Consider the following 26,228-nt stretch of genomic DNA (forward strand, 5'->3'; position numbering starts at 1 on the left):
TTATTCGGCGCTGTTGTTCGCCATCTGCGCTGCTTTCTGACGCTTATAGCTGAGCGCGGCCTCAGGCACCGGTTGCGCCTTGCCGGTTTCAAGCCAGGTACGCAGACGGCTGGCGTCGGCAAAATGCGTGTACTTGCCGAAGGCGTCCATCACCACCAGCGACACCGGGCGGTTGTTAATGAGCGTGCGCATCATAAGGCAATGTCCCGCCGCGTTGGTGAAGCCGGTTTTGGTCAGCTGAATATTCCAGTTGTCGCGATAGACCAGGTGGTTGGTGTTGCGAAACGGCAGCGTGTACGCCGGGTTGGCGAATGTCGCCATCTCCTCGCGCGTGGTGCTGAGCTGGCCAATCAGCGGATACTGTTTGGTGGCGATCAGAAGTTTGGTGAGATCGCGCGCGGTAGAGACGTTCTGGATGGACAGCCCCGTCGGCTCCACAAAATGCGTGTTACGCATGCCGAGCGCTTTGGCTTTGGCGTTCATGGCGCGGATAAACGCGTCGTAGCCGCCCGGATAATGATGCGCAAGGCTCGCCGCCGCGCGGTTTTCCGACGACATCAGCGCCAGCAGCAGCATATTCTTACGGCTGATCTGGCTGTTTAAGCGCACCCGCGAATAGATCCCTTTCATCTCCGGCGTATGGCTGATATCCACGGTCAACACTTCATCAAGCGGCAGGCTGGCGTCGAGCACGACCATTGCCGTCATCACTTTGGTAATGGACGCAATCGGGCGCACCAGATCCGGGTGGCTTGAGAACAGCACTTCATTGGTACGCAGATCGACTATCATGGCGCTGCCCGAGGCGATTTGCGGCTCGGCGGCGGAGACCAGCGGCGCGGCGGCTTTGGCGGCGGCGAGCGCGGGCGTGGAAAGCGGCGCGGCCAGCAGCAGCGCAAGACTTAACAGGGAAAGACGAATTTTTGTCGACATGGCGAAAGTTCGGAAAATAATTCACGCGCGTAATCAAACGCACCGCCACCAACGAAAAAAGCTATTGATGGCTGGCGCGGGCATGATACTCCGGCCTTCGCGTTTCTCGCTACAGAAGATTCAGCGCGCGCCGCAGCGCCGCCGGTTTTTACGCCGGCGGCAAGGTGTCGGTCAGAACAGGCGATAACCGTAGCCCCAGAGCAGCACGGTCAGCGCCAGCAGCACCTCCAGCAGCAGCACGCCGATGGCGAGCGTTGAGCCGGAAAACCGCAGGCTCTCTTCCTGATCGATACTGAGAAACGCCGGAATGCCCACATAGAGCAGATACCCGGTGTAGAGCAGCGCCAGCGTACCCACCAGCCCGCAGAGCCACACCAGCGGATAGAGCGCCACGATACCGCTTAAAAAAAGCGGCGTCGCCACATAGCCCGCAAAGACCATACAGCTCGCGAGCGACGGGCGATGCGGGAAGTCGCGCGCCATCCACCAGATGACGCGGCCCATAATGGCGACGCCCACCAGCATCAGCGCATAGAACAGCACTGCCAGATAAAAGCCGGTAAACAGCGACAGTCGGACCACATTACCGTCGCCGAAATCCCAGCCAATCTGGGTGGTGCCAATGAACGCGCACAGCACGGGAATGGCCGCCATGATGAGCACGTGGTGAGTATAGTGATGCGACACGGTTTCGTTTTCGCGGCGAATCACCTGCATTTCCTGAAAGGGATGGGCAAGAAGCCCCCAGACATGGTTCATAACGCCCCCTGACACAGACCGCCCGGAACGGGTGCTTTAAGTATAATTCAGCGCCACAGATTAAAAAGTAAACAGCACAAAAACGCGCGGAGGGTTCACCCTGCAAGGCGTGACGAGCGCGTTATACTTTTGGTTTCGCGCGCGGCGCGAACGCAGGCAATACAACGGGAGCATTTTAGATTTATGGATATCAATAACCTGATTGAGCAGTACGGTTATCTGACACTCTTTTTCGGCAGCCTGGCGGAGGGCGAAACGGTGACCCTGCTGGGCGGCGTGGCGGCCCATCAGGGGCTGCTGCATTTTGGGCTGGTGGTGCTGGTCGTGGCGCTCGGCGGCATGATTGGCGACCAGTTGCTTTATCTCGCAGGCCGCCACTTCGGCACTCGCGCCCTGGGACGTTTTTCCCGCAAGCAGAAGCAAATTACGCGCGCGCAAAAGCTTATCCAGCGCCATCCGGCGTGGTTTGTGATTGGCACGCGCTTTATGTATGGCTTTCGCATCATCGGGCCGCTGCTCATTGGCGCAAGCCACATTCCGCCGAAGCTTTTCCTGCCGCTCAATATTCTCGGCGCGCTGGTGTGGGCGAGCCTGTTTACCACGCTGGGGTATCTGGGTGGAGAGGTGATCGAACCCTGGCTGCATCGCCTCGATCACCATCTTAAGCATCTGATTTGGGTGGCGCTGGCGGTGGGGATTGTGCTGCTGCTGCGCTGGCTGTGGCATAAGCGCAGCAGCAGAGAGGATTAAGACGCCTGCGCTTTAAACTGCGGATTCACGAGCGTAAAGCCGCCGTCGATGATAAACGACTGGCCGGTGGTGTAGGTCGCGCCCTCGGAGCAGAGCCACGCGACGATGCTGGCTATCTCTTCGGTTTCGCCAGGGCGCGCCAGCGGAATATTCGGCATGGAGCCGGGCTTAGCGTCGCCCTCTTTCATGTCGTTCATCGGCGTGGCAATCGCCCCCGGCGCCACGGCGTTCACCAGGATGTTATGTTCCACCAGTTCCAGCGCCATCGATTTGGTTAACCCGCCCAGCGCATGTTTGGCGGCGGTGTACGCGCTCGCCTCCGGCAGCGGCGTGTGCTCATGCACAGAGGTGATATTGACGATGCGTCCGCCCTGCCCCTGCTTTACCATCGCCTTCGCGGCAATCTGCGAGCAAAGAAACGCGCCGTCGACATCCACCGTCTGAATGCTGCGCCATTCGTCGAACGTCATCTCCAGAAACGGCGCTTTGATCATCGCGCCCGCGTTGTTGACCAGCGCGTCGATGCGCCCGAAACGGTCAATCAGCTCCTGAATGGCGTTCGCGCCTTCCGGCAGGTTGCTGAGGTTTAGCTGGATAAGCTCGGCGCGCCGTCCGAGGCTTTCCACTTCCCGCGCCGTCGCTTTCGCGCCCTCGTCATCTTTATGCCAGGTGATGCCGATATCAAAACCCTGCTTTGCCAGGAAAATCGCACACTTCTTGCCGATGCCAGAATCTGACGCGGTGACGATCGCCACTTTGTTTACAGAACTCATGGTGCCTCCGGGTGTTTGCGGTAAAGCGTTAAGTATAGCGACGCCTGAAAATTCAGCCCCCGCGCGGGGTGGCGCGCTATGCGCACTTTTTTCTGCCGCCTTTGCAGGAGCTTCTATACTGATAATTACCTTCATGGATCAATGAGATCCCGCAAAGACAATAAGGAGTAAGTGATGAAAATCATTCTGTGGGCGGTACTGATTATTTTTCTGATTGGGCTATTGGTGGTCACGGGCGTGTTTAAGATGATCTTCTGATGTACCGGGCGCCGCCTGTCCGCGGCGCCCCTTCTGTTAACGCCCGCCGTGGCTGCTGTAGTTGACCGGCACCCAGCGATACCCGTCTCCCTGCGCTTTTATCTTACCGATCCCCGGAAACGCGATATGCGCAGCCCCCACCCAGGCGTTGCTCTGCGCCGCCATTTTCAGGGTTTTCTCTCTCATTGCCACCGCGCCATCCTGGTTGACGTCGAAATGTATCGCCACCTGCGGTTGCGGCATCTGCACCGCTTTCACATGGATAATATCGCCCCACAGCAGCAGCGTTTCGCCACCGCGGCTCACTTTGTAGATGACGCTGCCAGGCGTGTGACCGGGCGCGGGCAGCGCCTCGATGCCAGGCATAATCTGCACCGGCGCGCGGAACGTGCTGAGTTTGCCCGCCGCAATGACCGGGCGCAGCGAGCGCTCGGATTCCGCAAAGGTGTGCCGCTGGCTCTCTTCCACCTCGTTTTTTCGGGCGGGATTGAGCCATAAATCGACATCGCGCTGATCCACCCGCACGGTGGCGTTCGGGAAAACGGGTTTGCCGTCGCGCTGCACGCCGCCGGAGTGGTCGCCGTGGATGTGCGTTAATAAGACCGTGTTAATGTTCGCAGGATCGATACCCGCGGCGCGCAGGTTTTCCGGCAGATGACCGCCCGCATCGCCCATCAGCGGGCCTGCGCCGGTATCCACGAGGATCAGCCTGTCGCCGGTGTTGATGACATAGGTGTTAATTGAGGTTTCGACCTGCGGGGTCAGCGCGTCGTCGGCCAGTCGCGCGTTAAGCGCGTCAGGCGCGATGCGGGTCAAGAGCTTATCTGCCGGGATAGTCACGGTGCCGTCAGAGATCGCCGTTATCTGCCAGTCGCCAAGCATCATGCGGTAATAGCCCGGCGCCTGGGCGGGGGTAATCGGCGCAGCGCCAACGTGCGCCGTGAAGGTGAGCGTAAAGAGCGCCAGCAGCGCAGCCGTCGTTTTCATGGTGTGTCTCCCAGTGATTGGTCTTGCTGAAGTATCGGCGAGGCACTACTATCACTCCAATTGATTGGAGCCATGATGACTATCAAAGAAAACGATTTCCGCAAAATCGACCTTAACCTGCTCATCGCCTTCGCCGTGCTGTTTCGCGAGCAGAGCGTGTCGATGGCGGCCGATAAACTGCACCTCGGGCAGCCCGCCGTGAGCGGCGCGCTCTCGCGCCTGCGCGATATGTTCGACGACCCGCTGTTTATCCGCAGCGGCCACCGGATGCAGCCGACGGCGCGCGCGGTCGCCCTGCATGCCGAGCTGATGCCGCTGCTGGAGCAGCTGCAGTCGGCGCTGTTCCAGCAGGCCGATTTTCATCCGCAGCAGGCCAGCGCCACCATTACGCTTGGCATGACCGACTGGGTGGAGATGTGGCTGATGCCGCAGCTGATCCCGGCACTGCGCGATGCCGCGCCGGGGCTGCGTCTGAGCGTGGTGGCGAGTTCGCCTTTCAGCGACGCGCGGCGTCTGGAGGAGGGCGAGCTGGATATGGCGATAAGCGTGGCGCCGGCCGGGCCGCGCTGGCTGGAGCGCGACGTACTGGTCAGCATGCCTTTCGTCACGCTCTGGCACCCGTCGCAGCTTACGCTTAACACGCCGCTGACGCTTGCCGATTACGTGCGTGAACCGCATCTGATGGTGACATACCGGGAAGCGACCAGCAGTCTTATCGACACCCTGCTGGCACGTCAGGGCGAGCGGCGCAACGTCTGTTACACCACGCCGCACTTTGCGGGCCTGCCGGGGCTTTTGCTGCAAATGCCCGCGCTTGCTACCGTGCCCGCGGGCCTGTGCGACCCGTGGCAGACGGCGTGGGGGCTTGCCGCGAGCCCGGTGCCGCTGGACGTGCCGCCGTTCGAGGTGGCGCTGCACTGGCATCAGCGCCATAACAGCGATCCGGCGCTGATGTGGCTGCGCGGGTTTATCCGCTCGCTGCTTGCGGGCGGCGAGACAATCAGTGGCGGTTGATAGCCTGCGCGATAGCTGCTGAGGTGGTCAGCGCGCGGATCTCGCTAAAGAGTTCCGTCGCCTCGACGTACTCTTTACGCAGATAGCCGAGCCACTGCTTGATGCGCGCCACGTGATACATGCCCGTGTCGCCCTGCTTCTCCAGCTGCGTATATTTTTGCAGCAGCTTAACGACGTCGGGCCACGGCATACGCGGCTCGTTATATTTGATGACCCGGCTTAAATTCGGCACGTTGAGCGCGCCGCGGCCAATCATGATCGATTCGCAGCCCGTCGCCGCCAGGCAGGCCTGCGCGCTCGCGTAATCCCAAATTTCACCGTTGGCGATAACCGGAATCGACAGCCGCTCGCGGATCTCGCCGATGGCCTGCCAGTTGATACGCTCCGCTTTATAACCATCCTCTTTGGTGCGCCCATGCACCACCAGCTCCGTCGCGCCCGCCTGCTGTACGGCGTCGGCAATTTCAAAGCGCCGCGCGCCGCTGTCCCAGCCGAGGCGAATTTTTACCGTCACCGGCAGATGCGCGGGCACCGCCTCGCGCATCGCCTTCGCGCCGCGATAGATAAGATCCGGGTCTTTTAACAGCGTGGCGCCGCCGCCGCTGCCGTTGACCAGCTTCGACGGGCAGCCGCAGTTCAGATCGACGCCCCACGAGCCGAGCGCCACCGCGCGGGCGGCGTTCTCCGCGAGCCACTGCGGATGCTGGCCGAGCAGCTGCACCCGCACCCGCGTACCGGACGGCGTGCGGCTCTCGTGATAAAGCTCCGGGCAGAGTTTATAAAACGACTTCACCGGCAGCAGGCTGTCCACCACGCGCAGAAACTCGGTGATGCAGAGATCGTAATCATTCACTCCGGTGAGCAGTTCACGCACCAGAGAATCAAGCACGCCTTCCATCGGCGCCAGTAACACACGCATAACGCTACCCGCTAAAAAATGAGGCGCTATGGTAGCGCCTCGCCACCGCGAAGGGAATGCGCCGCACGGGCGTCCGCGTGTAAAAGAGCGCCCGCCGGAAAGATTAGGTATGCTGAGGAAGCATCTGTGATCGGTAGCACAGTTCCAGATTTAATTGTATGATGAATGCGTTCGGTTAAAGGTTACTTCTTATGAGCACAATGCTGACTTCTCTCTGGCAACTGGTTCGCGCTTTTATTTTGATTTACACCTGCCTTTATGCAGGTATCGCGCTCGCCGCGCTGCTGCCGATTACCATTCCCGGCAGCATCATCGGCATGCTGATTCTTTTTCTGCTGCTCGCGTTTCAGATCCTCCCCGCGAAATGGGTGCAGCCCGCCTGTCATCTGCTGATCCGCTATATGGCGCTGCTGTTCGTGCCGGTGGGTATCGGTGTGATGCAATATTTCGACGTGCTGCAGGCGCAGTTCGGGCCGGTAGTGGTCTCCTGTTTTATCAGTACGCTGGTGGTGTTTATGGTGGTGAGCTGGAGCTCGCATCTGGCGCACGGCGAGCGCAAAGTCATTGGCCAGAAAGGGAGCCGTGAAAAATGATCCAGAATATCTGGTGGTCGCTGCCGTTAACGCTGCTGGTGTTTTTCGCCGCCCGCAGGCTGGCCGCGCGTCTCAAAAGCCCGCTGCTAAACCCGCTGCTGGTCTGCATGGTGGTGCTGATCCCTTTTCTGATGCTGACCGGCATCCCGTATGAGCGCTATTTTCAGGGCAGCCGCGTGTTAAATGATCTACTGCAACCCGCCGTCGTGGCGCTGGCGTTCCCGCTGTATGAACAGCTGCACCAGATCCGCGCGCGCTGGAAATCCATCATTACTATCTGCTTTGCGGGCAGCGTGGTGGCGATGGTGACCGGCACCTCGATTGCACTGTTGATGGGCGCGAGCCCGGAGATAGCGGCCTCGGTATTGCCGAAATCGGTGACCACGCCGATTGCGATGGCGGTCGGCGGCAGCCTCGGCGGCATTCCGGCCATCAGCGCGGTCTGCGTGATTTTCGTCGGCATACTGGGTGCGGTGTTCGGCCACGCGTTGCTGAACGTGATGCGTATTAAAACCAAATCCGCGCGCGGGCTGGCAATGGGCACCGCCTCGCACGCCCTCGGCACGGCGCGCTGCGCCGAGATGGACTACCAGGAAGGCGCGTTCAGTTCGCTGGCGCTGGTGATTTGCGGGATTATTACGTCGCTGCTGGCGCCGTTCCTGTTCCCGCTGATCATGGCGTTATGGCGCTAAAACTTGCGATACGTCGCGCATTTTGATTCTAAATTTCATTTGTTGCATAGCCAGTGAGAGTTAAATCACATATAAAGCCTCAGGAGCGCCGTAAACTACGGTTCCGGTTACTTATTTGAGGCTTTGCCATGCACCCACGTTTTGAAACTGCCTTCGCACAGCTGCCGGCTGCGCTGCAAGCCGCTCTGGCTCCGCTGCTTGCCGACCCCCATTTTCCGGCGATGTTAAACAACGAACAGGTCGCAGACATTCGCCGCCAGAGCGGCCTTGATGACGACGCGCTGGCTTTTGCTCTCCTGCCGCTGGCCGCCGCCTGCGCGCAGACCGATATTTCCCATTTTAACGTCGGTGCCGTGGCCCGCGGCCTGAGCGGCACGCTCTATTTCGGGGCTAATATGGAATTTCGCGGCGCCGCGATGCAGCAGACCATTCACGCCGAACAGAGCGCTATCACCCACGCGTGGATGCGCGGCGAAACCGGCCTTGCGGCCATTACCGTTAATTACACGCCGTGCGGCCACTGCCGTCAGTTTATGAATGAGCTCAACAGCGGGCTTACGCTGCGCATTAATCTGCCGGGTCGCGCACCGTCAAAACTGGGCGATTACCTGCCGGACGCGTTCGGCCCGCGCGATCTGGATATCAAGACGCTGATTTTCGATACCGAAAACCACGGCTATGCGCTGCACGGCGACGCGCTGACCCAGGCGGCTATCGCCGCGGCGAACCGCAGCCACGCGCCTTACAGCCAGTCGCCTTCCGGGCTCGCCATTGAAACCCGGGACGGCGCGGTGTTTACCGGCAGCTACGCGGAAAACGCCGCATTTAACCCGTCCCTGCCGCCGTTGCAGGCCGCGCTGAACCTGCTGTGCCTGAACGGCTACGCCTGGCGCGACATTCAGCGCGCGGTGCTCGCCGAGCGGAGCGACGCCGCTATCGTACAGCGCGACGCTACCGCCGCAACCCTCAACGCGCTGGGCTTCGCCGCCCTTGAACGCATCGCGCTTGCCTAATCCCCCGCTGCGGGTGTCCTGCCCGCAGCGACGAAAAATGCTTCAACCGGACGTTCGATTCTTGCTCTTGCCCGACGGGTAAAGTAGCCTTGAGTCTCTTTCCTTATTGCTTCGAGCCGCCTGAATGTTAAAGCGTTTGTTATACAGCCTGCTGGCCCTGATTGGCGTACTGCTGTTAACGGCGTTGCTGCTCGACCGCTGGATAAGCTGGAAAACCGCGCCCTATGTCTATGACGAATTGCAGGATTTACCCTGGCGTCAGGTCGGCGTGGTGCTCGGCACCGCCAAATATTACCGCACCGGCGTGATTAACCAGTATTACCGCTACCGCATTCAGGGCGCGCTGAACGCCTATAACAGCGGCAAGGTGAATTATCTGCTGCTGAGCGGCGACAATGCCCAGCAGAGCTATAACGAGCCGATGACGATGCGCAAAGATTTAATCGCCGCAGGCGTCGATCCGGCGGACATCGTGCTTGATTACGCTGGTTTTCGTACGCTCGATTCCATCGTGCGCACGCGTCGGGTGTTCGATACCAACGATTTCATCATTATTACCCAGCGCTTCCATTGCGAGCGCGCGCTGTTTATCGCGCTGCACATGGGTATTCAGGCGCAGTGTTACGCCGTGCCGTCGCCAAAAAATATGCTGTCGGTACGGGTGCGCGAGTTCGGCGCACGTTTAGGCGCGCTCGCCGATCTCTATATCTTCAAGCGCGAACCGCGCTTCCTCGGCCCGCTGGTGCCGATCCCCGCCCTTCATGAAGTGCCCGACGACGCGCAGGGCTACCCCGCCGTTACGCCGGAGCAGATGCTCGAATTGCAGAAGAAGAAGTAAGCCGCAGGATGTTATGACGGGCGCGTTCTACACAGGATGAATGCACTTTGTACATGGTGGGTGCGCTTCGCTTACCCCACCCTACAAAACCCCGCCTCATTTTTGTATACACGGTGGCCTTCGCTTACCCACCCCTATGAATCTATGCAGATTTATAAAGTAGGGCGGGTAAGCGCCGCGCACCCGCCATCCCCCCTCACTCTCCTGCTCCATAAAAAAAGCCCCCGCAGGCGGAGGCTTTTCACGTCCAGATGGATTATTTCTTACGCGCGTATTTCAGCGAATCCAGGGCGACGGCGAAAATGATAATCCCGCCCTTGATGATGTACTGCCAGTACGGGTTAATGCCGATATAGGTCAGGCCGTAGTTGATAACGGTGAAGATGATGACACCGGTCACCACGCCCAGCACCGTACCTACGCCGCCACTGAAGGAAACCCCGCCCACGACGCACGCCGCGATGGCGTCCAGCTCGTACATAAAGCCCAGGTTGTTGGTCGCAGAGCCGATACGGCCCGCTTCCAGCATCCCGCCGAAGGCGTAGAACACGCCGGAGAGCGCATAAATCATCAGCAGGTTCAACGCCACGTTCACGCCGGAGACCTTCGCCGCTTCCGGGTTGCCGCCGATAGCGAAAATATTCTTACCGAAGCGGGTTTTATTCCACAGGATCCAGACGAACGCCACGGCAATCAGCGCGTAGAACGTAATGTATGAAAGCCTGAAGCTGCCGAGCGCCACAAAGCCCTGCGTAAAGGTCGAGAAGCCGCTGTCGAAGCCGGAAATCGGCGACGCGCCCACAAAGTCGTAATAGAGCGAGTTGATACCGTAAACGATAATCATCGTGCCGAGCGTGGTGATAAACGGCGTTACGTTCAGGTACGCGATGATAATGCCGTTCACGAGGCCAATCACGGCACCGATGGCGCAGACAATCAGGATCACCAGCGGAATCGGCATGGTCGCCATTTCCGGGAACACCTTGTTGGCGTTTTCCATCGATTGCAGCAGTGTCGCCGCGACAACCGCCGCGAGGCCCACCTGGCGCCCTGCGGAAAGGTCGGTCCCCTGGGTGACAATCAGCCCCGCCACGCCGAGCGCGATAATAATACGCACCGATGACTGGGTCAGAATGTTACTTAAGTTCAGCAGACTTAAAAACGTTGGATCCTGGAAAATAATAATGGCCAGCAACACTAAAAGGACGACGTAAATACCGCCTTCTTTCAGATAAGTGAGAAAACTCTTCTTATTTAACGCACTCATGAGGAGCCCCTGATATTAAAGGTGCAAAGACGCAAGACGCAGAATTTCGTTTTGCGTCGTCGTTTTGGTGTCAACAATTCCGGAGACGAGGCCATTGCTCATTACCAGAATACGGTCAGTTATCCCTAACAGCTCAGGCATTTCGGAGGAGATAATAATGATCCCCTTGCCCTTTTTCGCAAGCTCGGCAATGAGCTGATAGATTTCAAATTTCGCGCCCACGTCAATCCCGCGAGTCGGCTCATCGAGCATTAATATTTCCGGCTGGGTCAACAGCCAGCGCCCGATGATAACTTTCTGCTGGTTACCGCCGGACAGCGATCCAATCTGGGTACGATGGCCCGGCGTTTTAACGCGCATCGAGTCAATAACCCACTGGGTATCGCTTTTCATGCGGGAGTTATCCAGCAAGCCGATTTTGCTTTTGTAGTTGCGAATATTGGAAATCAGGGAGTTGAAGCCGATATCCAGATAAGCGTAAATCCCCGTTGAGCGGCGCTCCTCGGTCACCAGCGCGAAGCCGTTATTAATCGCTTCATTCGCGGTATGGTTATTAATCTTTTTGCCGTGCAGAGTAATGGTACCGCCAGACTTTTCGCGGATACCAAAGAGTGTTTCCACAATATCAGTGCGTTTGGCGCCCACCAGGCCTGCAATCCCAAGAATCTCCCCTTTATGCAAATCAAAGGAAACGTCGCGGATAGACGGCTGGCGCAGCGAGGTCAGGTTGCGCACTTCAAGGATCACTTCGCCGGGCTTGTTTTCACGGTCCGGGAAGCGCTGGTTAAGCGAACGGCCCACCATCATGGCGATGATCTTATCCATATCCAGCCCGTCGAGCGGCTGGGTGGCGATCCACTGGCCGTCGCGCAGGATGGTAATCTCATCGCACAGCTGGAAGATCTCTTCCATTTTGTGGGAAATATAAACGATACCGCAGCCGCGCTCTTTCAGCTTGCGAATAATCTTAAAGAGATGATTAACTTCTTTTTCTGTCAGAGAAGACGTCGGTTCATCCATGATGACGATTTTGGCGTCATAGGAGAACGCTTTGGCTATCTCAATCATCTGCATCTGCGATACGGAAAGCGTACCCACGCGAGCTTTCGGATCGATATCAATATCCAGCTCGTCGAAAATCGCTTTGGTATCAAGAAACATTTTTTCCTGGTCGACAAACATGCCTTTGGTCGGATAACGGCCAAGCCACATGTTGTCCATTACAGAGCGCTGTAAGACCAGGTTTAATTCCTGATGGACCATTGAAATTCCATTCTCAAGCGCTTCTTTGGCAGAATGGAAATCTATTTCTTTCCCCTGGAAGAGAATACTGCCGGAATCTTTCTGGTAGATCCCGAAAAGACATTTTAATAATGTGGATTTGCCCGCGCCATTCTCGCCCATCAGAGCATGAATAGAATGAGGACGAACTTTTAAATTCACATTATCGAGTGCCTTAACGCCCGGAAAGCTCTTGTTGATATTCGTCATTTCCAACAAGTATTCGCCTGGCGACTGCGTATTATTGCTGACCATATTTATACCTGGCTGCGAGAGTGTTGTCTGAGCATGGCACGGCTTAACAGGGGCGCAAAACGCGCCCCGTAAGAACTTCGCAATTATTATTTACCGGTGATTTCCGCCAGGTTGTCTTTATCAACGCCGACGTAAGGAATGCGCACCACTTTATTTTCGATTTTCCAGTTGGTGCCGTCTGCCGCGCCTTTACCTGCCGCCAGGTTTTTGGCGAGATCAAACGTGGCTTTCGCCTGATTGTTGGCATCGTTCAGCACGGTACCAGCCAGCGCCCCGGATTTCACCAGCGCCAGCGCTTCTGGCAGCGCATCCACGCCGAAGACCGGCACAGAGGATTTGTTATGCGCTTTCAGCGCTTCTACCGCGCCCATCGCCATAGCGTCGTTGTTGGCGATAACCACTTCGATTTTGTTGGCGTTAGGCCCAGAGAGCCAGGCGTCCATTTTGTCTTTCGCCTGAGCGGTGTCCCACATGGCGGTATCGAGCTGCAGCTGCTGGGTTTTGATGCCCTTATCATTCAGCTCTTTGATAACGTAAGTGGTGCGCGCTTCGGCATCCGGATGGCCCGGTTCGCCTTTCAGCAGCACATACTGGATCTGACCGTCTTTGTTGAGATCCCAGTTGGCGTTGGCTTTCCAGTGTTTGGCAATCAGGTCGCCCTGGATAATGCCGGATTCTTTGGAATCGGTGCCCACATAATAGGCTTTGTCATAGCTGTCCAGCGCTTTGCGAGACGGCTCTTTGTTGAAGAACACGATAGGGATGTTCTGACCGCGCGCTTTTTCGATAACGGTGCCTGCGGCAGCCGGGTCAACCAGGTTGATCGCCAGAGATTTGACGCCTTTCGCCAGCAGCACGTCAATCTGATCGTTCTGCTTGGACTGGTCGTTCTGGGAGTCGTTCATCAGCAGCTGAACGTCAGACGACGCAGAAGCCTCTTTTTCAATCGCCTTGCGCACGACGGACATAAAGTTGTCGTCGTATTTATAAATGGTTACGCCAATACGGTCGGCCGCCTGAGCAGCAGTGCCAAAAAGCATGCAGGACATAACGGCAGAGAGGGTCAACACCTTCTTATTCATGGTATCTCCGGTTTTTATGCAGGGTAGCTATCGTGAAAAACGGGCGGCAGGACGGTAAGAGAAAAGCCTTACTGAATGCCGAAGTTCACTAATAAAAAACTCTTCCTTGCTCGGTAACGCTCCAGTAACGCTTTTTTGTGGCTCCGGGCCGGCAGATAACGTCAATGTTAAATCGCCGTTACATAATGTTTCAGGCCCATGAGACGCCGTCATCATAGACAGCGCAATGTTAATATACTGTGAATTTACTCACAGATTGAAAGCGGTTACATCACGCTGGTTTATAAACTAGTGATCGGGGCCACACTTTGTCTCGCCGCCACGGAATGACGCCGTACCAGGGTGGGCATAAAACAGTGCGTTGCCGCCGGATCCAACTCCCCTGCGGCTCCCTGTAACGCGAGCTCGGTAGCGAGCCGCGCCATAGAAACCACCGGATAACGCACCGTGGTGAGTTGCGGGTCGGTATAACGGGCAATTGGAATATCATCGAAACCAATAACTGATACATGCTGCGGCACCAGAATGCCGTTATCTTTCAGCGCCGTCAGCGCGCCCGCCGCCATGCTGTCGTTATAGGCGAACACGGCGGTAAGCTGAAGGTTACGGCCGAGCAGCTCTACCATCGCCGCCTCCCCGCCCTGCATATCCGGGCTGCCGGTGCCGACCCAGCTTTCCGGAGGCTGTACGCCGTCGTCGGAAAGCGCCCGCTGCCAGCCTTCGCGGCGTTTATCGTTATCGTCAATCTGATGGCTGGAGGCGAGATAGCCGATGCGCTGATGGCCGCTGCTTTGCAACATGCGCGTCGCCATCATCGCGCCGGTGACGTTGTCGAGCCCTACGCAGCGATGCGCGTAGCCGGGCACAATGCGGTTAATCAGCACCATGCCAGGCACCTGTTCGAGAAAGGTGGCAAGTTCGTCGTCGCTAAGGGATTTAGCATGGACGATAAGCGCGCTGCACCGCTGGCGGATCAGCACTTCGATGGCGTGACGCTCTTTTTCGGCCTCGTGGTAGCTGTTGCCGATCAGCACATATTTGCCGTGCTGCTGCGCCACCACATCGACCGCTTTCACCAGCGCCCCGAAGAAGGGATCGGAGACGTCCATCACCACGACGCCGATGGTGTCGCTGACTTGCGTGGCGAGCGCCTGCGCGTTGGCGTTCGGGCGATAGCCGAGCTGCGACACCGCCTGCATCACCGTTTCACGCGTTTCAGGGCTGACCAGCGCGCTGTTATTGAGAACCCGGGAGACCGTCGCGACAGAGACCCCTGCCAGACGGGCGACGTCACGAATGGTGATCATGGCGACCACCCTGAAGAGCTGAAATGCGTCTCACAGTAACCCCCTGTGTTAAGTCAGGAGGCTATTCTGGCAGCGTGCCGACACGCGCTGCGTGAAGCGCATCACAGCGCTGGAAACGGTTACATGCGATTTGTTAACGATTGTGATCCAGATCGTTATCTGGATGATGCGGATTGCGGTGCGCCTGCGGCAAGGCGCGTCAGACGCCGCCACAGCCACTCCAGCGGCCCCTGACGGAAGTAACGCAGCCAGAGCACGGAAAAGAGAAGATTGACCGCCCAGACCGCCGGGACAAACGCCAGCAGCGCGAACCGGTCGAATTTCATGAACAGGCCGAAGTGGTTGAAAAGCGTGGTGCAGATAAGGCTTTGCAGCAGATAGTTGGTGAGCGCCATACGGCCAACGCAGGCGACGGCGGTCATCAGTTTCAGGCGCGCGAGACAGGGCCAGTAGCCAAACACCAGCGCGGTGTAGCCGAGGGCCTGCAGCGGCGCGCCGAGCTCGCGCGGCGCCTGGAGAATAAACGCGCACCAGCGGTAGTCCCAGCCAAGCCGCCACTGGGCGATAATCGCCGGCAGGTTAATCAAGACGCCCAGCGCCACCAGCCCGAACCCGGTGCGTCGGTAGTGGCGCTGGCTGAATTCGCCGCGCAGCCAGCCGCTGCGCATCAGCGCCGCGCCGGTGAGCATCATACCCGCCAGCTGCCACCCATACTGCGCGCCAAGCGCCAGCAGCATCGAGGAGAGCAGATCGAGACGGCTGCGGATGGCATCCATGCCGCCTTCGAGACGCCAGAACTTCTCATAGAACAGATCGCCCCCCTGCGGCGTCCAGGAGCGGCTCATATGATCGTCAGACATCATGCCGAGCAGCAGCAGCACCGCAATCCCGATGAGGTACAGCACGACGCCGGTTTTAAACAGCGACTTCACGCTCTGGGCGTCGCGCACCATGCGCCAGCAGACGAGCCCCACCAATCCATAAGCCAGCAGAATATCGCCGTCCCAGATGAAAATCGCATGAATGAAACCGAGCAGCGCCAGCAGCGTCAGGCGCGCCTGGATCCACCGCTTGCCGCGCGGCAGCAGCATTTGCAGACCCGCGCCGAACAGCAGCGCGAAGAGCGTGAGGAATTTCACCTGGGCGAAGAGATCGAGCAGCGCCCATGTCCAGGCGTCGCGGGCGGTGATAACGCCATACCAGGCTGGGTTGAGATAGGCCGCCTTCGGGAGCCCGAAGGCGGTAATGTTAAGCAGAAGGATGCCGAGGATCGCCAAGCCGCGTACCGCGTCGAGGGTGATATTTCTCGTCATCCCGGCGCCTTAGCCGTTGTGGTGGCGCACGGCGCGCAGAAACTCCTGGCGCGTGTTCTGGCTGGATTTAAACAGCCCGCCGAGCGAGGTCGTCGTGGTGGCGCTGGTGGCGTCGCGAATGCCGCGCGCTTTCACGCAGTAATGCACCGCGTCGATAGAAACCGCCACGTTATTGGTGCCAAGCAGGGTTTGCAGCGCCACCAGCACCTGCTGGGTCAGACGCTCCTGCACCTGCGGACGCTGGGCGAAGAACTGTACGATGCGGTTGATTTTAGACAGGCCGATCACCGCGTCTTTCGGGATATACGCGACGGTCGCTTTGCCGTCGATGGTGACGAAATGGTGTTCGCAGGTGCTGGTCAGCGTGATATCGCGCACCGTCACCATCTCATCCACCTTCATTTTGTTCTCAATGACGGTGATTTTCGGGAAGTTCGCGTAATCGAGGCCGGAGAAAATTTCATCCACATACATCTTGGCGATGCGGTGCGGAGTTTCCATCAGGCTGTCATCGCTCAGATCAAGATTAAGCAGCTGCATAATCTCGGTCATATGGCCTGCGATCAGGCGTTTGCGGGTTTCATTATCCAGTTCGTTAATGGGCGGGCGCAGCGGCGTTTCCAGACCGCGCGCGACCAGCGCCTCATGAACCAGGGCCGCTTCTTTACTGAGTGATGGCATTGTTCTTTTCTCCTGCAGGTGTAACCAGACTCTGCCCGGCCGGGGCTGAGCGTGCGCTCATTGTGCGTGAGCTAACGCACATAATCCAGTGGCCCGGGCGAAATTGTTGAAATCGTCGCGGCCTTTCAGGCGCGTCGCCAGACCAGCGCGCCGCCGATAAACAGCGCCACGCCCGCCAGCCACAGTGCGGGTTCCAGCTGGCCGGTGAAATGGCTGGAGAGCGCGGAGGTCACCGGGCCGACCAGCTGCCCGATGGCGTAGCCGGTCGTAAGCAGCCCCGCCAGATAGCGGGTGTGCTGTGGCGCGAGCTCGCGCCCGCACTGTAAAGAGAGCTGCACCGCGCACAGAAACCCGCCGCCCACCAGCAAAGACCCGACCACCAGCCCGGCAAGCCCCGGCAGCAGCGCGGCCGCCAGCACGCCGAGCCCCTGGAGCCAGAGCACGACGGCCAGCCGCTGCGACGCCGTGCCGCGCGTGCGGGCGAGGATGCTGAGCGCGATGCCGATAACCGACGCCGCGCCGAAGACCGGCCAGACGAACTGTGCGAACAGGCTGCCGGGAAAACGCGCCGCCGCCATCTGGGATAAAAACGTCGCGGGCAGAATATAGCCGTAACCCGCAAGGCTGTAGCTCCAGACCAGCCGTTTCAGCGCGGGCGTGAGCTCCAGCGGCGCGGGCGGCGTATCTGCGCGGTGCAGCTCGCCTTTACGGGGTAAGTAACGGGCGATAAGCGCAATCAGCGCGAGCGCCAGCACGCCATAAATCACCCAGCCCTGCGCCGCGCTTAACGCCGCGCCCTGGATCCAGACCGCCAGCAGGCCGCTTATCGTGATACCGACACCCGGCCCCGCGAACACCGCCGCGCTCAGGCCCGGCCTGCCGTGATGGGCGAGCTGCTCGTTGGTCCAGCCTGCCGCCATCACCAGCGCCCAACCGCTCATGCAGCCAATCACAAAACGCACCACGCCGTGCGACCACGGGCCGTCCGCCAGCGCGGACACCAGCGTCAGCAGCACCGCGCCCCAGACGCCCAAATGCAGACGGTATTCGACATGACGGCGCGCACGCATGGCGTCCCACGCGCCGAGCAGGTAGCCGAGATAGTTGGCGGCCGCCACCAGCCCTGCGCTGGTCAGCGTCAGCTGGCCCTCGCCCACCATTAACGGCACCTGCGGCGTGAAGGCGAAACGCCCAATCCCCATCGCCACCACCAGTGACAGAAAACCGGTTAATGCAATACGCAGCGCCACGCCGCCCCCAATTGTTAAAATAAAGTTACGAATATGATGCGCCATGATGCCGACCCGGTGAAGTGAAACTTGCTCACCTGGCGTTTAAACTGCACTATCCGGGTTTGAAAAAAAGGAGCCACTATGGAACTGCTTGAAGAACACCGCTGTTTCGGCGGTTTGCAACAGCGCTGGCGTCACGACGCCCGCGTACTTAACTGCCCGATGACCTTCAGCATCTTTTTGCCGCCCGACGCGCAGACCCCGCCGCCGGTGGTGTGGTGGCTGTCGGGGCTGACCTGCAGCGATGAGAATTTCACCACCAAAGCGGGCGCGCAGCGCGTCGCGGCAGAGCTCGGCCTCGCGCTGGTGATGCCCGATACCAGCCCGCGCGGCGAGGATGTGGCGGATGACGCCGGGTACGATCTCGGCAAAGGCGCCGGGTTTTACCTGAACGCCACCGAGACGCCGTGGGCGGCGCATTACCGGATGTTTGATTATCTGAGCAATGAGCTGCCGCAGGTGTTGGCGGAGAACTTTACGCTCGCGCCAGAGGCGGCCATCAGCGGGCATTCAATGGGCGGTCACGGCGCGCTGATTATGGCGCTGAAAAATCCGGGGCGTTTTCGCTCGGTGTCGGCGTTCGCGCCGATCGTGAACCCGGCCGGTGTGCCGTGGGGCAAAAAGGCGTTCGCGGCGTATCTGGGCGATGACGAGAGCCAGTGGCGGGCGTGGGACAGCTGCGCGCTGATGGAAAACGCCGACCCGGCACACGCCATTCCGACACTTATCGACCAGGGTGACGGCGATCCTTTCTTCGGCGAGCAGCTCCAGCCCGAGCGTCTCGATGAAGCCGCGCGCGAAGCCGGCTGGCCGTTAACGCTGCGTATGCAGCCCGGTTATGACCATAGCTATTATTTCATCGCCACTTTTATTGAAGAGCATTTGCGCTTCCACGCCCAGCATTTGCGGTAATCAGTGCACGCCGCCCCACAGAAACACCCCATAAAAAAGGGCGCTTACGCGCCCTTCTCTTTATTTCTTCAGATGCTCAGGGAATTCCATATCGCGATACCGCACGAAACGGGAGCCCTTCGCAAGCTTATAGCCGAACCAAATCAACAGGAACAGCGGGATGCCGATATAGGTCGCCGCCACGGCTGCCCAGTCGATGGTGTCTGCCAGGAACGCCTGATAGTTCTGGCCAAGCGTGATGATAAGGCACAACACGAAGGCGAAAATCGGGCCCAGCGGGAAGAAACCGGAGCGGTACGGCAGGTTGTTCAGATCGTGGCCCTGCATCACATAACCACGGCGGAAACGGTAATGGCTGATGGCGATGCCAAGCCAGGCGATAAAGCCCGTCATCCCGGAAGTGTTCAGCAGCCACAGGTATACCGTCTGGTTGCCGAACATCGACGTCAGGAAGCACAGCCCGGCGATAACCGTCGTCGCATACAGCGCGTTGCGCGGCACGCCGCCTTTAGAAAGCTTCGAGAAAATGCGGGGCGCTTTGCCGTCACAGGCGAGCGTATAAAGCATACGGGTGGAGGCATACATCCCGGAGTTGCCCGCAGAGAGCACCGCCGTCAGGATCACCGCATTCATAATCGCCGCCGCGCCCAGCAGGCCCGCATGCTCGAACACCAGGGTGAACGGGCTGACGCTGATGTCTTTCACATCATTGCGCAGAAGGCTCGGGTCGGTGTACGGAATAATCAGGCTGATAATCAGAATCGCGAACACATAGAACAGCAGGATACGCCAGAACACCTGACGCACCGCGCGCGGAATGTTCTTCTCCGGATCTTCAGATTCGCCCGCCGCGATGCCGATAAGCTCGGTGCCCTGGAACGAGAACCCGACAATCATCGCCACGCCTATCATCGCCGAGAAACCGCCCGCAAACGGCGCGTCGCCAATCTTCCAGTTGCTCCAGCCCGCGGGTTCAGAGCCTTTGAAGATACCGACAATCATCGCGATACCCACCAGGATAAAGATAATCACGGTGGCGACTTTAATTAAGGAGAACCAGTATTCCGCTTCGCCGAAGCCCTTCACGGAGATGACGTTCAGCAGGAACATGATGCCGAGGAACAGCGCGCTCCAGATCCAGCCGGGCGTGTCCGGGAACCAGTAGCTCATCACCAGTTGCGAGGCCACGAGGTCAACCGCGATGGTCACCGCCCAGTTGTACCAGTAGTTCCAGCCGAGCGCGAAGCCGAAGCCCTCTTCGACATACTTCTGGCCGTAGGTGGAAAACGACCCGGAGACCGGCATGTATGCCGCCAGTTCGCCGAGGCTGGTCATCAGGAAATAGACCATCAGGCCGATGAGAATATAGGAAAACAGCGCGCCGCCGGGGCCCGCCTGAGAAATGGTCGCACCGGAGGCGACGAAAAGTCCTGTGCCGATGGAGCCGCCAATGGCGATCATGGTCAGGTGGCGCGCCTTCAGTTCGCGACGCAGCGCAGGCGCTTGTGTGGTTTTAGATTCGGAAACCATATAAAAATAATGCCCATCCATCAAAAGAGGCGCGATTGTAGCAGAGTTACCGCGGAGCACCTGGTGGAAAAACGCGGTTATAAGAGAGCTTCATGATCGCCGGAGGATTATAAGTAAAGCAGCGAATCGGGGCGGTGGCGGAAAAAAAACTGATAATGAGCGCGTCGTGTGACGCGCCCCGCGAAATCAAAGTTCGCAATAGCGCAGAAAGCGCGCCAGCGCGCTGGAGAGGTGTTTCTGGCGATGATGGATACGATAAAGCGTGCGCACCAGCGGCGGCAGCGGCAGTTTCACCTCCACCAGCGAGCCGGTTTCCAGCTGCTCGGCGATAACCCGGCGCGACAGACAGCTAATGCCAAGCCCGTGTCGCACCGCGTGTTTAATGGCCTCGGAGTTGCCAAGCTCCATGCTCAGGCGAAACTGCGGCAGATGAGAGAGCAGCAGATAATCGACAATCTCCCGCGTGCCGGAGCCTTTTTCACGCAGGATCCACTGCGTGGCGGCGAGGCGCTCCAGGGTCACCTCCCCTTCCAGCAGCGTGCTCGCGGGCGAGGCGAACACCACCAGCTCATCCTCAAGCCAGGGCTGCGCCACGATCTCCGCCATATGGCACGGCCCTTCAATAAGCCCGATATCCACCCGGAAATCGCACACCGCCTGCACGACATCCAGGCTGTTGCCGACGCTCATCTCCAGCGGCAGATCAGGGAAGTCCCGGCGATAGCGGGCGATGATTTCCGGCAGAATATAGTTGCCGATGGTGCTGCTGGCGAAGACGCGGATGGCGCCGTTGTCGTTGCGAAACAGCCGTTCGATTTCGCCCGCCTGCTCAAGCAGCGCGACGGTGCGCGGATAGAGGAGCCGCCCGTGCTCGTTCACCACCAGCCGCTTGCCGACGCGGTCAAACAGCTGCACGCCGAGCTGGCCTTCGAGATCGGTGAGCGCCGCGCTGACGGCGGATTGCGAGAGTGAAAGCATCTGGGATGCCTGGGTTGTCGAGCCGCTTTTCAGCACTTCGGCGAACACTTCCAGCTGACGTAAGGTGATGTGCATGATGACCTCGTTCGGACGGGACGGCGCTTACCACTTATTAAGATTAATTATAAATATATAATCAATTTTATTTTTATACCAGAGGGGCATAAGCTTATTCCATAACAGGAGGACGCTATGACCACACTGACATTTCCTGCCCGACATCATGGGCTTACGCACTTTCTGCCCGGCCTTGCGCTCACTGGCGCGCTGACGGCCGTCGCGCTGTGGTGCGGCACTATCCCGGCGGTTGGTAACGCCGGTTTCAGCGCGCTGACCCTCGCCATTCTCGGCGGGATGATCCTCGGCAATACGCTGTATCCCAAAATACATACCCACTGCGACGGCGGCGTGCTGTTCGCCAAACAACATCTTTTGCGACTGGGCATTATCCTTTACGGGTTTCGCCTGACGTTCTGGCAAATCGCCGATGTGGGCGCAAGCGGCGTGCTGGTCGATGTGCTGACGCTCGCCAGCACCTTCACGCTCGCCTGCTGGCTTGGACAAAAGGTGTTTAAGCTTGATCGCGAAACCAGCTGGTTGATTGGCGCAGGCAGCAGCATCTGCGGCGCGGCGGCGGTGCTTGCCACCGAGCCCGTAGTGAAAGCGCAGGCGAGCAAAGTGACCGTGGCAGTGGCAACGGTAGTGATTTTCGGCACGCTGGCGATTTTTGTTTATCCGCTGCTGTGGCCATGGCTGGCGCCGTGGTTTAACGAACAAACGTTTGGCGTGTATATCGGCTCGACGGTGCATGAGGTCGCGCAGGTTGTCGCGGCAGGCCACGCGGTGAGCCCGGACACAGAAAACGCGGCGGTCATCGCCAAAATGCTGCGCGTAATGATGCTCGCGCCGTTCCTGCTGCTGCTGGCGGGTCGTGTGAAGCAGCTGGCCCCGCGCGGCGGCGAACAGGCGGGTAAAATCACCATTCCGTGGTTCGCGCTGCTCTTTATCGCCGTGGCCGCGTTTAACTCGCTGCATCTTCTGCCCGCAAGCGTGGTGCAGGCGCTGGTGACGCTGGACACGGTCCTGCTGGCGATGGCGATGGCGGCGCTGGGGCTCACCACGCACGTCAGCGCGCTGAAAAACGCCGGCGTGCGACCGCTCCTGATGGCGCTAGTGCTCTTCGTCTGGCTGATTGTCGGCGGCGGCGCCATCAACCTTGCGGTGACGCACCTGCTGGGCTAAGCCAACGCGCCTTCCCCTGCCAGGTCCGCTATGATAAAACGTTCCCCCTTTGCGGTATGACAGGAGAAAACGATGAAGTTTACCGGCGCGCACGTCAGCGCATCGGGCGGGGTGGCTAACGCCCCGGCCCGCGCGGCGGAAATCGGCGCGACAGCCTTTGCGCTGTTTACCAAAAACCAGCGTCAGTGGCGCGCGGCGGCCCTGACGCCTGATGTCATCGACGCCTTCAAAGCCGCCTGCCGCCAGCACGGCTTCGGCCCAGGGCAAATTCTGCCGCACGACAGCTTCCTGATTAATCTCGGGCACCCGGAGCCGGAAGCGCTGGAGAAATCCCGCGCGGCGTTTATCGACGAGCTGGAGCGCTGCGCGCAGCTTGGGCTGACGCTGCTGAACTTCCACCCTGGCAGCCATCTGCAACAGATAGGCGAAGACGCGTGCCTCTCGCGCATCGCCGAATCGGTCAATATCGCGCTGGAGAAGACGGAAGGCGTGACCGCGGTTATCGAAAACACCGCAGGCCAGGGCAGCAATCTCGGCTTTCGCTTCGAACATCTGGCGGCGATTATCGACCAGGTGGAGGATAAATCCCGCGTCGGCGTCTGCATCGACACCTGCCACGCCTTCGCGGCAGGTTATGATCTGCGCACCGAAGCGGATTGCGAAAAGACGTTCGCGGAATTTAACCGTATCGTCGGTTTTGAATACCTGCGCGGGATGCACCTGAACGACGCCAAAAGCGCCTTCGCCAGCCGGGTGGACCGCCACCACAGCTTAGGCGAAGGCAACATCGGCTTTACGCCGTTTCGCTGGATAATGCAGCAGCCGCAGTTCGACAATATTCCGCTGATTCTGGAAACCATTAATCCGGATATCTGGAAAGAAGAAATCGCCTGGCTGAACGCCCAGCAAACCGGCGACGCGCTCACGCGCTAATCTGCGCCGCAAGCCGCGTCAGGGAGGCAAACCCGGCGCGGGCGCTCTCAATGGCGGGGGCCTGCTGCCAGGCGTCGCTGAAGACCTCCAGCGACCACGGCCCCTGATACCCGCACTGCAACAGCGTGCGTGCAAACTCCGTCACCGGCAGGTCCCCCTCGCCGGGGTACGCGCGAAAATGGCGGCTCCACGTCTCGACCGGCAGCGTCTTTCGCGGCGCGTCGGCAAGCTGCGTAAAGAAGATTTTTTCAGGCGGGATGGCGTCGGGCGCAAGCGTATCGCCGAGCGCCAGCACGTGGAAGCTGTCGAGCACCAGGCCGAGCGCCGGACTATCCACCGCCTGCACGCGCGCCCAGGCGTCGGTATAGCGATTCACATGGCGGCCCCAGGCGAGCGCCTCGTACCCTACCCGCGCGTCAAACTCCGCCGCGAGCACCGCCACGCGCGCTAAATCTTCCACCTGCCGCGCCGGGTCGGCGCTGCTCTGCGCCGCCAGATTGCTGCACAGCAGCAGGTCGCGACAGCCCATTTCACGCATCGTCTCAAAAGTGCGGCAGGCGCGCTCGCGCGTCTGCGGCCATTGTTGCGGCGGCATACCTTCGATATCCCGCAGCGGCTGAAAAAGAAAAATCGTTACCCCCAGCTCCTGGCAGAGCGCGGCAAGGCGCGCCGGGCTTTCGCCCCAGGCGGTGAAATCCGGTTCAAAAATCTCCACGCCGTCGAACCCGGCCTGCGCGATAGCACGCAGTTTTTCGGGCAATGTTCCGGCGACGCAGACCGTGGCGATTGAGCGCAGCACAGCGTCCTCCTGTGAGTGGTGTCAAAGACTTAAGTGTTGACGCAATCGACGCGCAGCGCAAAAAAGAGGGGGAATAAGGCTAACTGAGGGATAAAAAAACTCCCTGCCGGAGCAGGGAGTCGTTACATCAGGCCGCTTTCGCCGCCAGTTCGCTTTCCGGACGTTTCAGGAAGGCGTATACCAGACCCGCCAGCAGCGAACCTGCCACGATGGCGAGCAGGTAGCCCAGCACCGGGGTGATAGCGCCAGGGATCAGCAGCACGAACAGACCGCCGTGCGGCGCCATCAGTTTCGCGCCAATCGCCATTGAGATAGCGCCGGTCACCGCGCCGCCCACGATGCAGCAAGGGATAACGCGCATCGGGTCACGTGCCGCGAACGGGATGGCACCTTCGGAGATAAAGCACAGGCCCAGCACCAGCGCCGCTTTGCCCCCTTCCTGCTGGCCTTTGTCGAATTTACGACGCGCCACAAGCGTTGCGATACCCATCGCCAGCGGCGGAACCATACCGGCCGCCATAATCGCCGCCATCGGCGCGTACACCTGAGAACTCAGCAGACCGACGCCGAAAGCGTATGCCGCTTTGTTCACCGGGCCGCCCATATCGGTACACATCATCGCACCGAGGATAGTCCCCAGCAGAACGGCGTTCGCGGTGCCCATGCTCTGCAGCCACGCGGTCAGGCCCGCCAGGATTTTCGCGACCGGCGTACCAATCACGTAAATCATCGCCAGACCGACAATCAGGCTTGAGAACAGCGGAATAATCAGGATGGGCTTCAGCGCCTCCATGCTCTGGGGCAGCTTCACTTTGCCGCTGATGGCTTTCGCCACGTAGCCTGCGAGGAAGCCCGCGATGATGCCGCCGATAAACCCGGAGCCCGTGCTGACCGCCAGCATACCGCCGATAAGACCCGGCGTCAGACCTGGACGGTCGGCAATGGAGAACGCGATGTAGCCTGCCAGTACCGGCACCATCAGCGCGAACGCGGAGCCTCCGCCGATTTTCATCAGCGCCGCCGCGAGCGTGCCTTCCTGTTTAAAGGCTTCGATACCGAACACGAAAGAGAGCGCAATCAGCAGACCGCCCGCCACCACCATCGGCAGCATATAAGAGACGCCGGTCAGCAGATGACGGTAAGGACCCGCGCCGCCCTGCTCTTTTTTATCACTCGCCACAGCGCCAGCGCCTGCGGGCTGATACGGCTTCGCTTCCGCTACGGCTTTATCGAACTCCTGCGCGGTTTTCTTTAGCGCCAGACCGGTCGAGGTGCGATACATCGGCTTACCGGCGAATTTCGCCAGATCCACTTCGATATCCGCCGCCACGATAACGAGATCGGCCTGCGCGACTTCTTCCGGCGTGATAGCGTTGCCCGCGCCAACCGAGCCGCGCGTTTCCACTTTCACCCACCAGCCGCGTTTTTTAGCTTCGGTTTCAATTGCTTCTGCCGCCATAAAGGTGTGCGCGACGCCAGTCGGGCACGCGGTGACCGCCACGACGCGTTTCGGGCCGCTGGCGTTACTGCTCGCCGCCGGCGCCGCAGCAGGCGCGCTGTAAGGCGCGGCGTGCGATTTTGCTTCGCTTAAAAAGAGCTCCGGGTGCCCCACGGCGCGGTTGATGTCGCCGAGGTACACTTTTTTGCCATTCAGCGACGTGTCGCCCGGTACGGCGTTGCCGATAACAATCGCCAGCTCCGCATCGTTCGGGTTGTCAGTCAGTTCCAGCTGCGCTTTTTGCGCGGCCGCCCCAAGCAGCGTTTTCGCCATATAAGCGCGGGCCTGTCCACACCCGGGCTCGATAATCAGCAGCGTTTTCATTATGC

The 26,228-nt window shown here is 59.5% G+C and carries 26 protein-coding genes; 10 read left to right on the plus strand and 16 right to left on the minus strand.

All coding sequences use genetic code 11. The features are described from left to right. Both pbpG and AFK67_RS13475 read right to left on the minus strand, forming a co-directional pair. The gene (gene pbpG, locus AFK67_RS13470) at window positions 1–933 is read right to left on the minus strand and encodes a D-alanyl-D-alanine endopeptidase (RefSeq protein WP_007723377.1); all 933 of its coding nucleotides are present in this window, start codon (window positions 931–933) and stop codon (window positions 1–3) included. A gap of 171 nt (window positions 934–1,104) precedes the next feature. Next, entirely contained in the window at window positions 1,105–1,692 is a 588-nt protein-coding gene (locus AFK67_RS13475; protein ID WP_007723373.1) for a Yip1 family protein, read from the minus strand. Window positions 1,693–1,875: 183 nt separating this feature from the next. Here AFK67_RS13475 and AFK67_RS13480 point away from each other — a divergent pair, with 183 nt between their 5' ends. Beyond that, window positions 1,876–2,442: a DedA family protein gene (locus AFK67_RS13480; protein WP_007723370.1), complete on the plus strand. Its 567-nt coding sequence runs from the start codon at window positions 1,876–1,878 to the stop codon at window positions 2,440–2,442. Here the strand turns inward: AFK67_RS13480 and AFK67_RS13485 are convergent. Then, window positions 2,439–3,215: an SDR family oxidoreductase gene (locus AFK67_RS13485; protein WP_007723367.1), complete on the minus strand. Its 777-nt coding sequence runs from the start codon at window positions 3,213–3,215 to the stop codon at window positions 2,439–2,441. The two genes, AFK67_RS13480 and AFK67_RS13485, sit on opposite strands and share 4 nt — an antisense overlap. A 174-nt stretch (window positions 3,216–3,389) precedes the next feature. Between AFK67_RS13485 and yohP the strand changes: the two genes are divergently transcribed. Then, a complete protein-coding gene (yohP, locus tag AFK67_RS22075) occupies window positions 3,390–3,473 on the plus strand; it encodes a small membrane protein YohP (RefSeq protein WP_000691708.1) in 84 nt (27 codons plus the stop codon). A gap of 36 nt (window positions 3,474–3,509) precedes the next feature. On the opposite strand, the gene AFK67_RS13490 is transcribed toward yohP, so the two are convergent. Beyond that, window positions 3,510–4,460 carry an MBL fold metallo-hydrolase gene (locus tag AFK67_RS13490; protein ID WP_007723364.1) on the minus strand — a complete coding sequence of 317 codons (951 nt, stop codon included), beginning with the start codon at window positions 4,458–4,460 and terminating at the stop codon, window positions 3,510–3,512. 75 nt (window positions 4,461–4,535) lie between these two features. Between AFK67_RS13490 and AFK67_RS13495 the strand changes: the two genes are divergently transcribed. Then, entirely contained in the window at window positions 4,536–5,474 is a 939-nt protein-coding gene (locus AFK67_RS13495; protein WP_032967305.1) for a LysR family transcriptional regulator, read from the plus strand. Here the strand turns inward: AFK67_RS13495 and dusC are convergent. Further along, a complete protein-coding gene (dusC, locus tag AFK67_RS13500) occupies window positions 5,461–6,393 on the minus strand; it encodes a tRNA dihydrouridine(16) synthase DusC (RefSeq protein WP_007723358.1) in 933 nt (310 codons plus the stop codon). The two genes, AFK67_RS13495 and dusC, sit on opposite strands and share 14 nt — an antisense overlap. 191 nt (window positions 6,394–6,584) lie before the next feature. Here dusC and AFK67_RS13505 point away from each other — a divergent pair, with 191 nt between their 5' ends. The 4 genes from AFK67_RS13505 to sanA all read left to right on the plus strand — a co-directional run bounded on the left by AFK67_RS13505 (window position 6,585) and on the right by sanA (window position 9,529). Continuing rightward, window positions 6,585–6,986 (plus strand): CidA/LrgA family protein, encoded by a 402-nt coding sequence (locus AFK67_RS13505; protein ID WP_007723357.1) that lies wholly within the window; start codon window positions 6,585–6,587, stop codon window positions 6,984–6,986. After that, window positions 6,983–7,678, plus strand: coding sequence for a CidB/LrgB family autolysis modulator (locus AFK67_RS13510; protein WP_038870643.1), 696 nt, complete (start codon window positions 6,983–6,985; stop codon window positions 7,676–7,678). The genes AFK67_RS13505 and AFK67_RS13510 overlap by 4 nt, the downstream gene beginning before the upstream one ends. A gap of 128 nt (window positions 7,679–7,806) precedes the next feature. Then, on the plus strand, window positions 7,807–8,691 hold the full coding sequence (gene cdd, locus AFK67_RS13515) for a cytidine deaminase (protein WP_007723355.1): 885 nt from the start codon (window positions 7,807–7,809) through the stop codon (window positions 8,689–8,691). A gap of 124 nt (window positions 8,692–8,815) precedes the next feature. Then, complete coding sequence (gene sanA / locus AFK67_RS13520) at window positions 8,816–9,529, plus strand: outer membrane permeability protein SanA (protein WP_007675908.1); 714 nt, start codon at window positions 8,816–8,818, stop codon at window positions 9,527–9,529. A gap of 256 nt (window positions 9,530–9,785) precedes the next feature. On the opposite strand, the gene mglC is transcribed toward sanA, so the two are convergent. The 7 genes from mglC to AFK67_RS13555 form a co-directional block, all read right to left on the minus strand. Next, window positions 9,786–10,796: a galactose/methyl galactoside ABC transporter permease MglC gene (gene mglC / locus AFK67_RS13525; RefSeq protein ID WP_007723353.1), complete on the minus strand. Its 1,011-nt coding sequence runs from the start codon at window positions 10,794–10,796 to the stop codon at window positions 9,786–9,788. A 15-nt stretch (window positions 10,797–10,811) separates the two neighbouring features. Next, on the minus strand, window positions 10,812–12,332 hold the full coding sequence (gene mglA / locus AFK67_RS13530; RefSeq protein WP_007723351.1) for a galactose/methyl galactoside ABC transporter ATP-binding protein MglA: 1,521 nt from the start codon (window positions 12,330–12,332) through the stop codon (window positions 10,812–10,814). Window positions 12,333–12,418: 86 nt separating this feature from the next. After that, entirely contained in the window at window positions 12,419–13,414 is a 996-nt protein-coding gene (mglB, locus tag AFK67_RS13535) for a galactose/glucose ABC transporter substrate-binding protein MglB (protein WP_007675902.1), read from the minus strand. Window positions 13,415–13,695: 281 nt separating this feature from the next. Beyond that, window positions 13,696–14,721: an HTH-type transcriptional regulator GalS gene (gene galS, locus AFK67_RS13540; RefSeq protein ID WP_007723349.1), complete on the minus strand. Its 1,026-nt coding sequence runs from the start codon at window positions 14,719–14,721 to the stop codon at window positions 13,696–13,698. Window positions 14,722–14,876: 155 nt separating this feature from the next. Continuing rightward, a complete protein-coding gene (yeiB, locus tag AFK67_RS13545) occupies window positions 14,877–16,034 on the minus strand; it encodes a DUF418 domain-containing protein YeiB (RefSeq protein WP_007723347.1) in 1,158 nt (385 codons plus the stop codon). 9 nt (window positions 16,035–16,043) lie between these two features. Further along, window positions 16,044–16,715 (minus strand): GTP cyclohydrolase I FolE, encoded by a 672-nt coding sequence (gene folE, locus AFK67_RS13550; RefSeq protein ID WP_007723344.1) that lies wholly within the window; start codon window positions 16,713–16,715, stop codon window positions 16,044–16,046. Window positions 16,716–16,840: 125 nt separating this feature from the next. Continuing rightward, complete coding sequence (locus AFK67_RS13555; protein ID WP_032967304.1) at window positions 16,841–17,965, minus strand: YbfB/YjiJ family MFS transporter; 1,125 nt, start codon at window positions 17,963–17,965, stop codon at window positions 16,841–16,843. 123 nt (window positions 17,966–18,088) lie between these two features. On the opposite strand from AFK67_RS13555, the gene fghA reads away from it, so the two are divergent. Beyond that, window positions 18,089–18,919 carry an S-formylglutathione hydrolase gene (gene fghA / locus AFK67_RS13560; protein WP_007723336.1) on the plus strand — a complete coding sequence of 277 codons (831 nt, stop codon included), beginning with the start codon at window positions 18,089–18,091 and terminating at the stop codon, window positions 18,917–18,919. A gap of 60 nt (window positions 18,920–18,979) precedes the next feature. Here the strand turns inward: fghA and AFK67_RS13565 are convergent, their stop codons facing one another. After that, entirely contained in the window at window positions 18,980–20,449 is a 1,470-nt protein-coding gene (locus tag AFK67_RS13565; protein ID WP_032967303.1) for an amino acid permease, read from the minus strand. Between the two features lie 186 nt (window positions 20,450–20,635). Then, entirely contained in the window at window positions 20,636–21,502 is an 867-nt protein-coding gene (gene yieE, locus AFK67_RS13570; protein ID WP_007723332.1) for a DNA-binding transcriptional regulator YeiE, read from the minus strand. A gap of 117 nt (window positions 21,503–21,619) precedes the next feature. Between yieE and AFK67_RS13575 the strand changes: the two genes are divergently transcribed. Together AFK67_RS13575 and nfo are read left to right on the plus strand one after the other, a co-directional pair. Next, window positions 21,620–22,669, plus strand: coding sequence for a YeiH family putative sulfate export transporter (locus tag AFK67_RS13575; RefSeq protein WP_007723326.1), 1,050 nt, complete (start codon window positions 21,620–21,622; stop codon window positions 22,667–22,669). A 72-nt stretch (window positions 22,670–22,741) separates the two neighbouring features. Further along, window positions 22,742–23,602, plus strand: a complete 861-nt coding sequence (nfo, locus tag AFK67_RS13580; RefSeq protein WP_007723324.1) for a deoxyribonuclease IV — start codon at window positions 22,742–22,744, stop codon at window positions 23,600–23,602. On the opposite strand, the gene AFK67_RS13585 is transcribed toward nfo, so the two are convergent. Further along, on the minus strand, window positions 23,592–24,401 hold the full coding sequence (locus AFK67_RS13585; protein WP_038883225.1) for a sugar phosphate isomerase/epimerase family protein: 810 nt from the start codon (window positions 24,399–24,401) through the stop codon (window positions 23,592–23,594). The genes nfo and AFK67_RS13585 overlap by 11 nt on opposite strands. A gap of 127 nt (window positions 24,402–24,528) precedes the next feature. Continuing rightward, a complete protein-coding gene (gene fruA / locus AFK67_RS13590) occupies window positions 24,529–26,223 on the minus strand; it encodes a PTS fructose transporter subunit IIBC (protein ID WP_007723319.1) in 1,695 nt (564 codons plus the stop codon). Window positions 26,224–26,228: the final 5 nt, after the last annotated feature.

The sequence above is a fragment of the Cronobacter dublinensis subsp. dublinensis LMG 23823 genome, from assembly GCF_001277235.1.
Lineage (GTDB): Bacteria > Pseudomonadota > Gammaproteobacteria > Enterobacterales > Enterobacteriaceae > Cronobacter > Cronobacter dublinensis.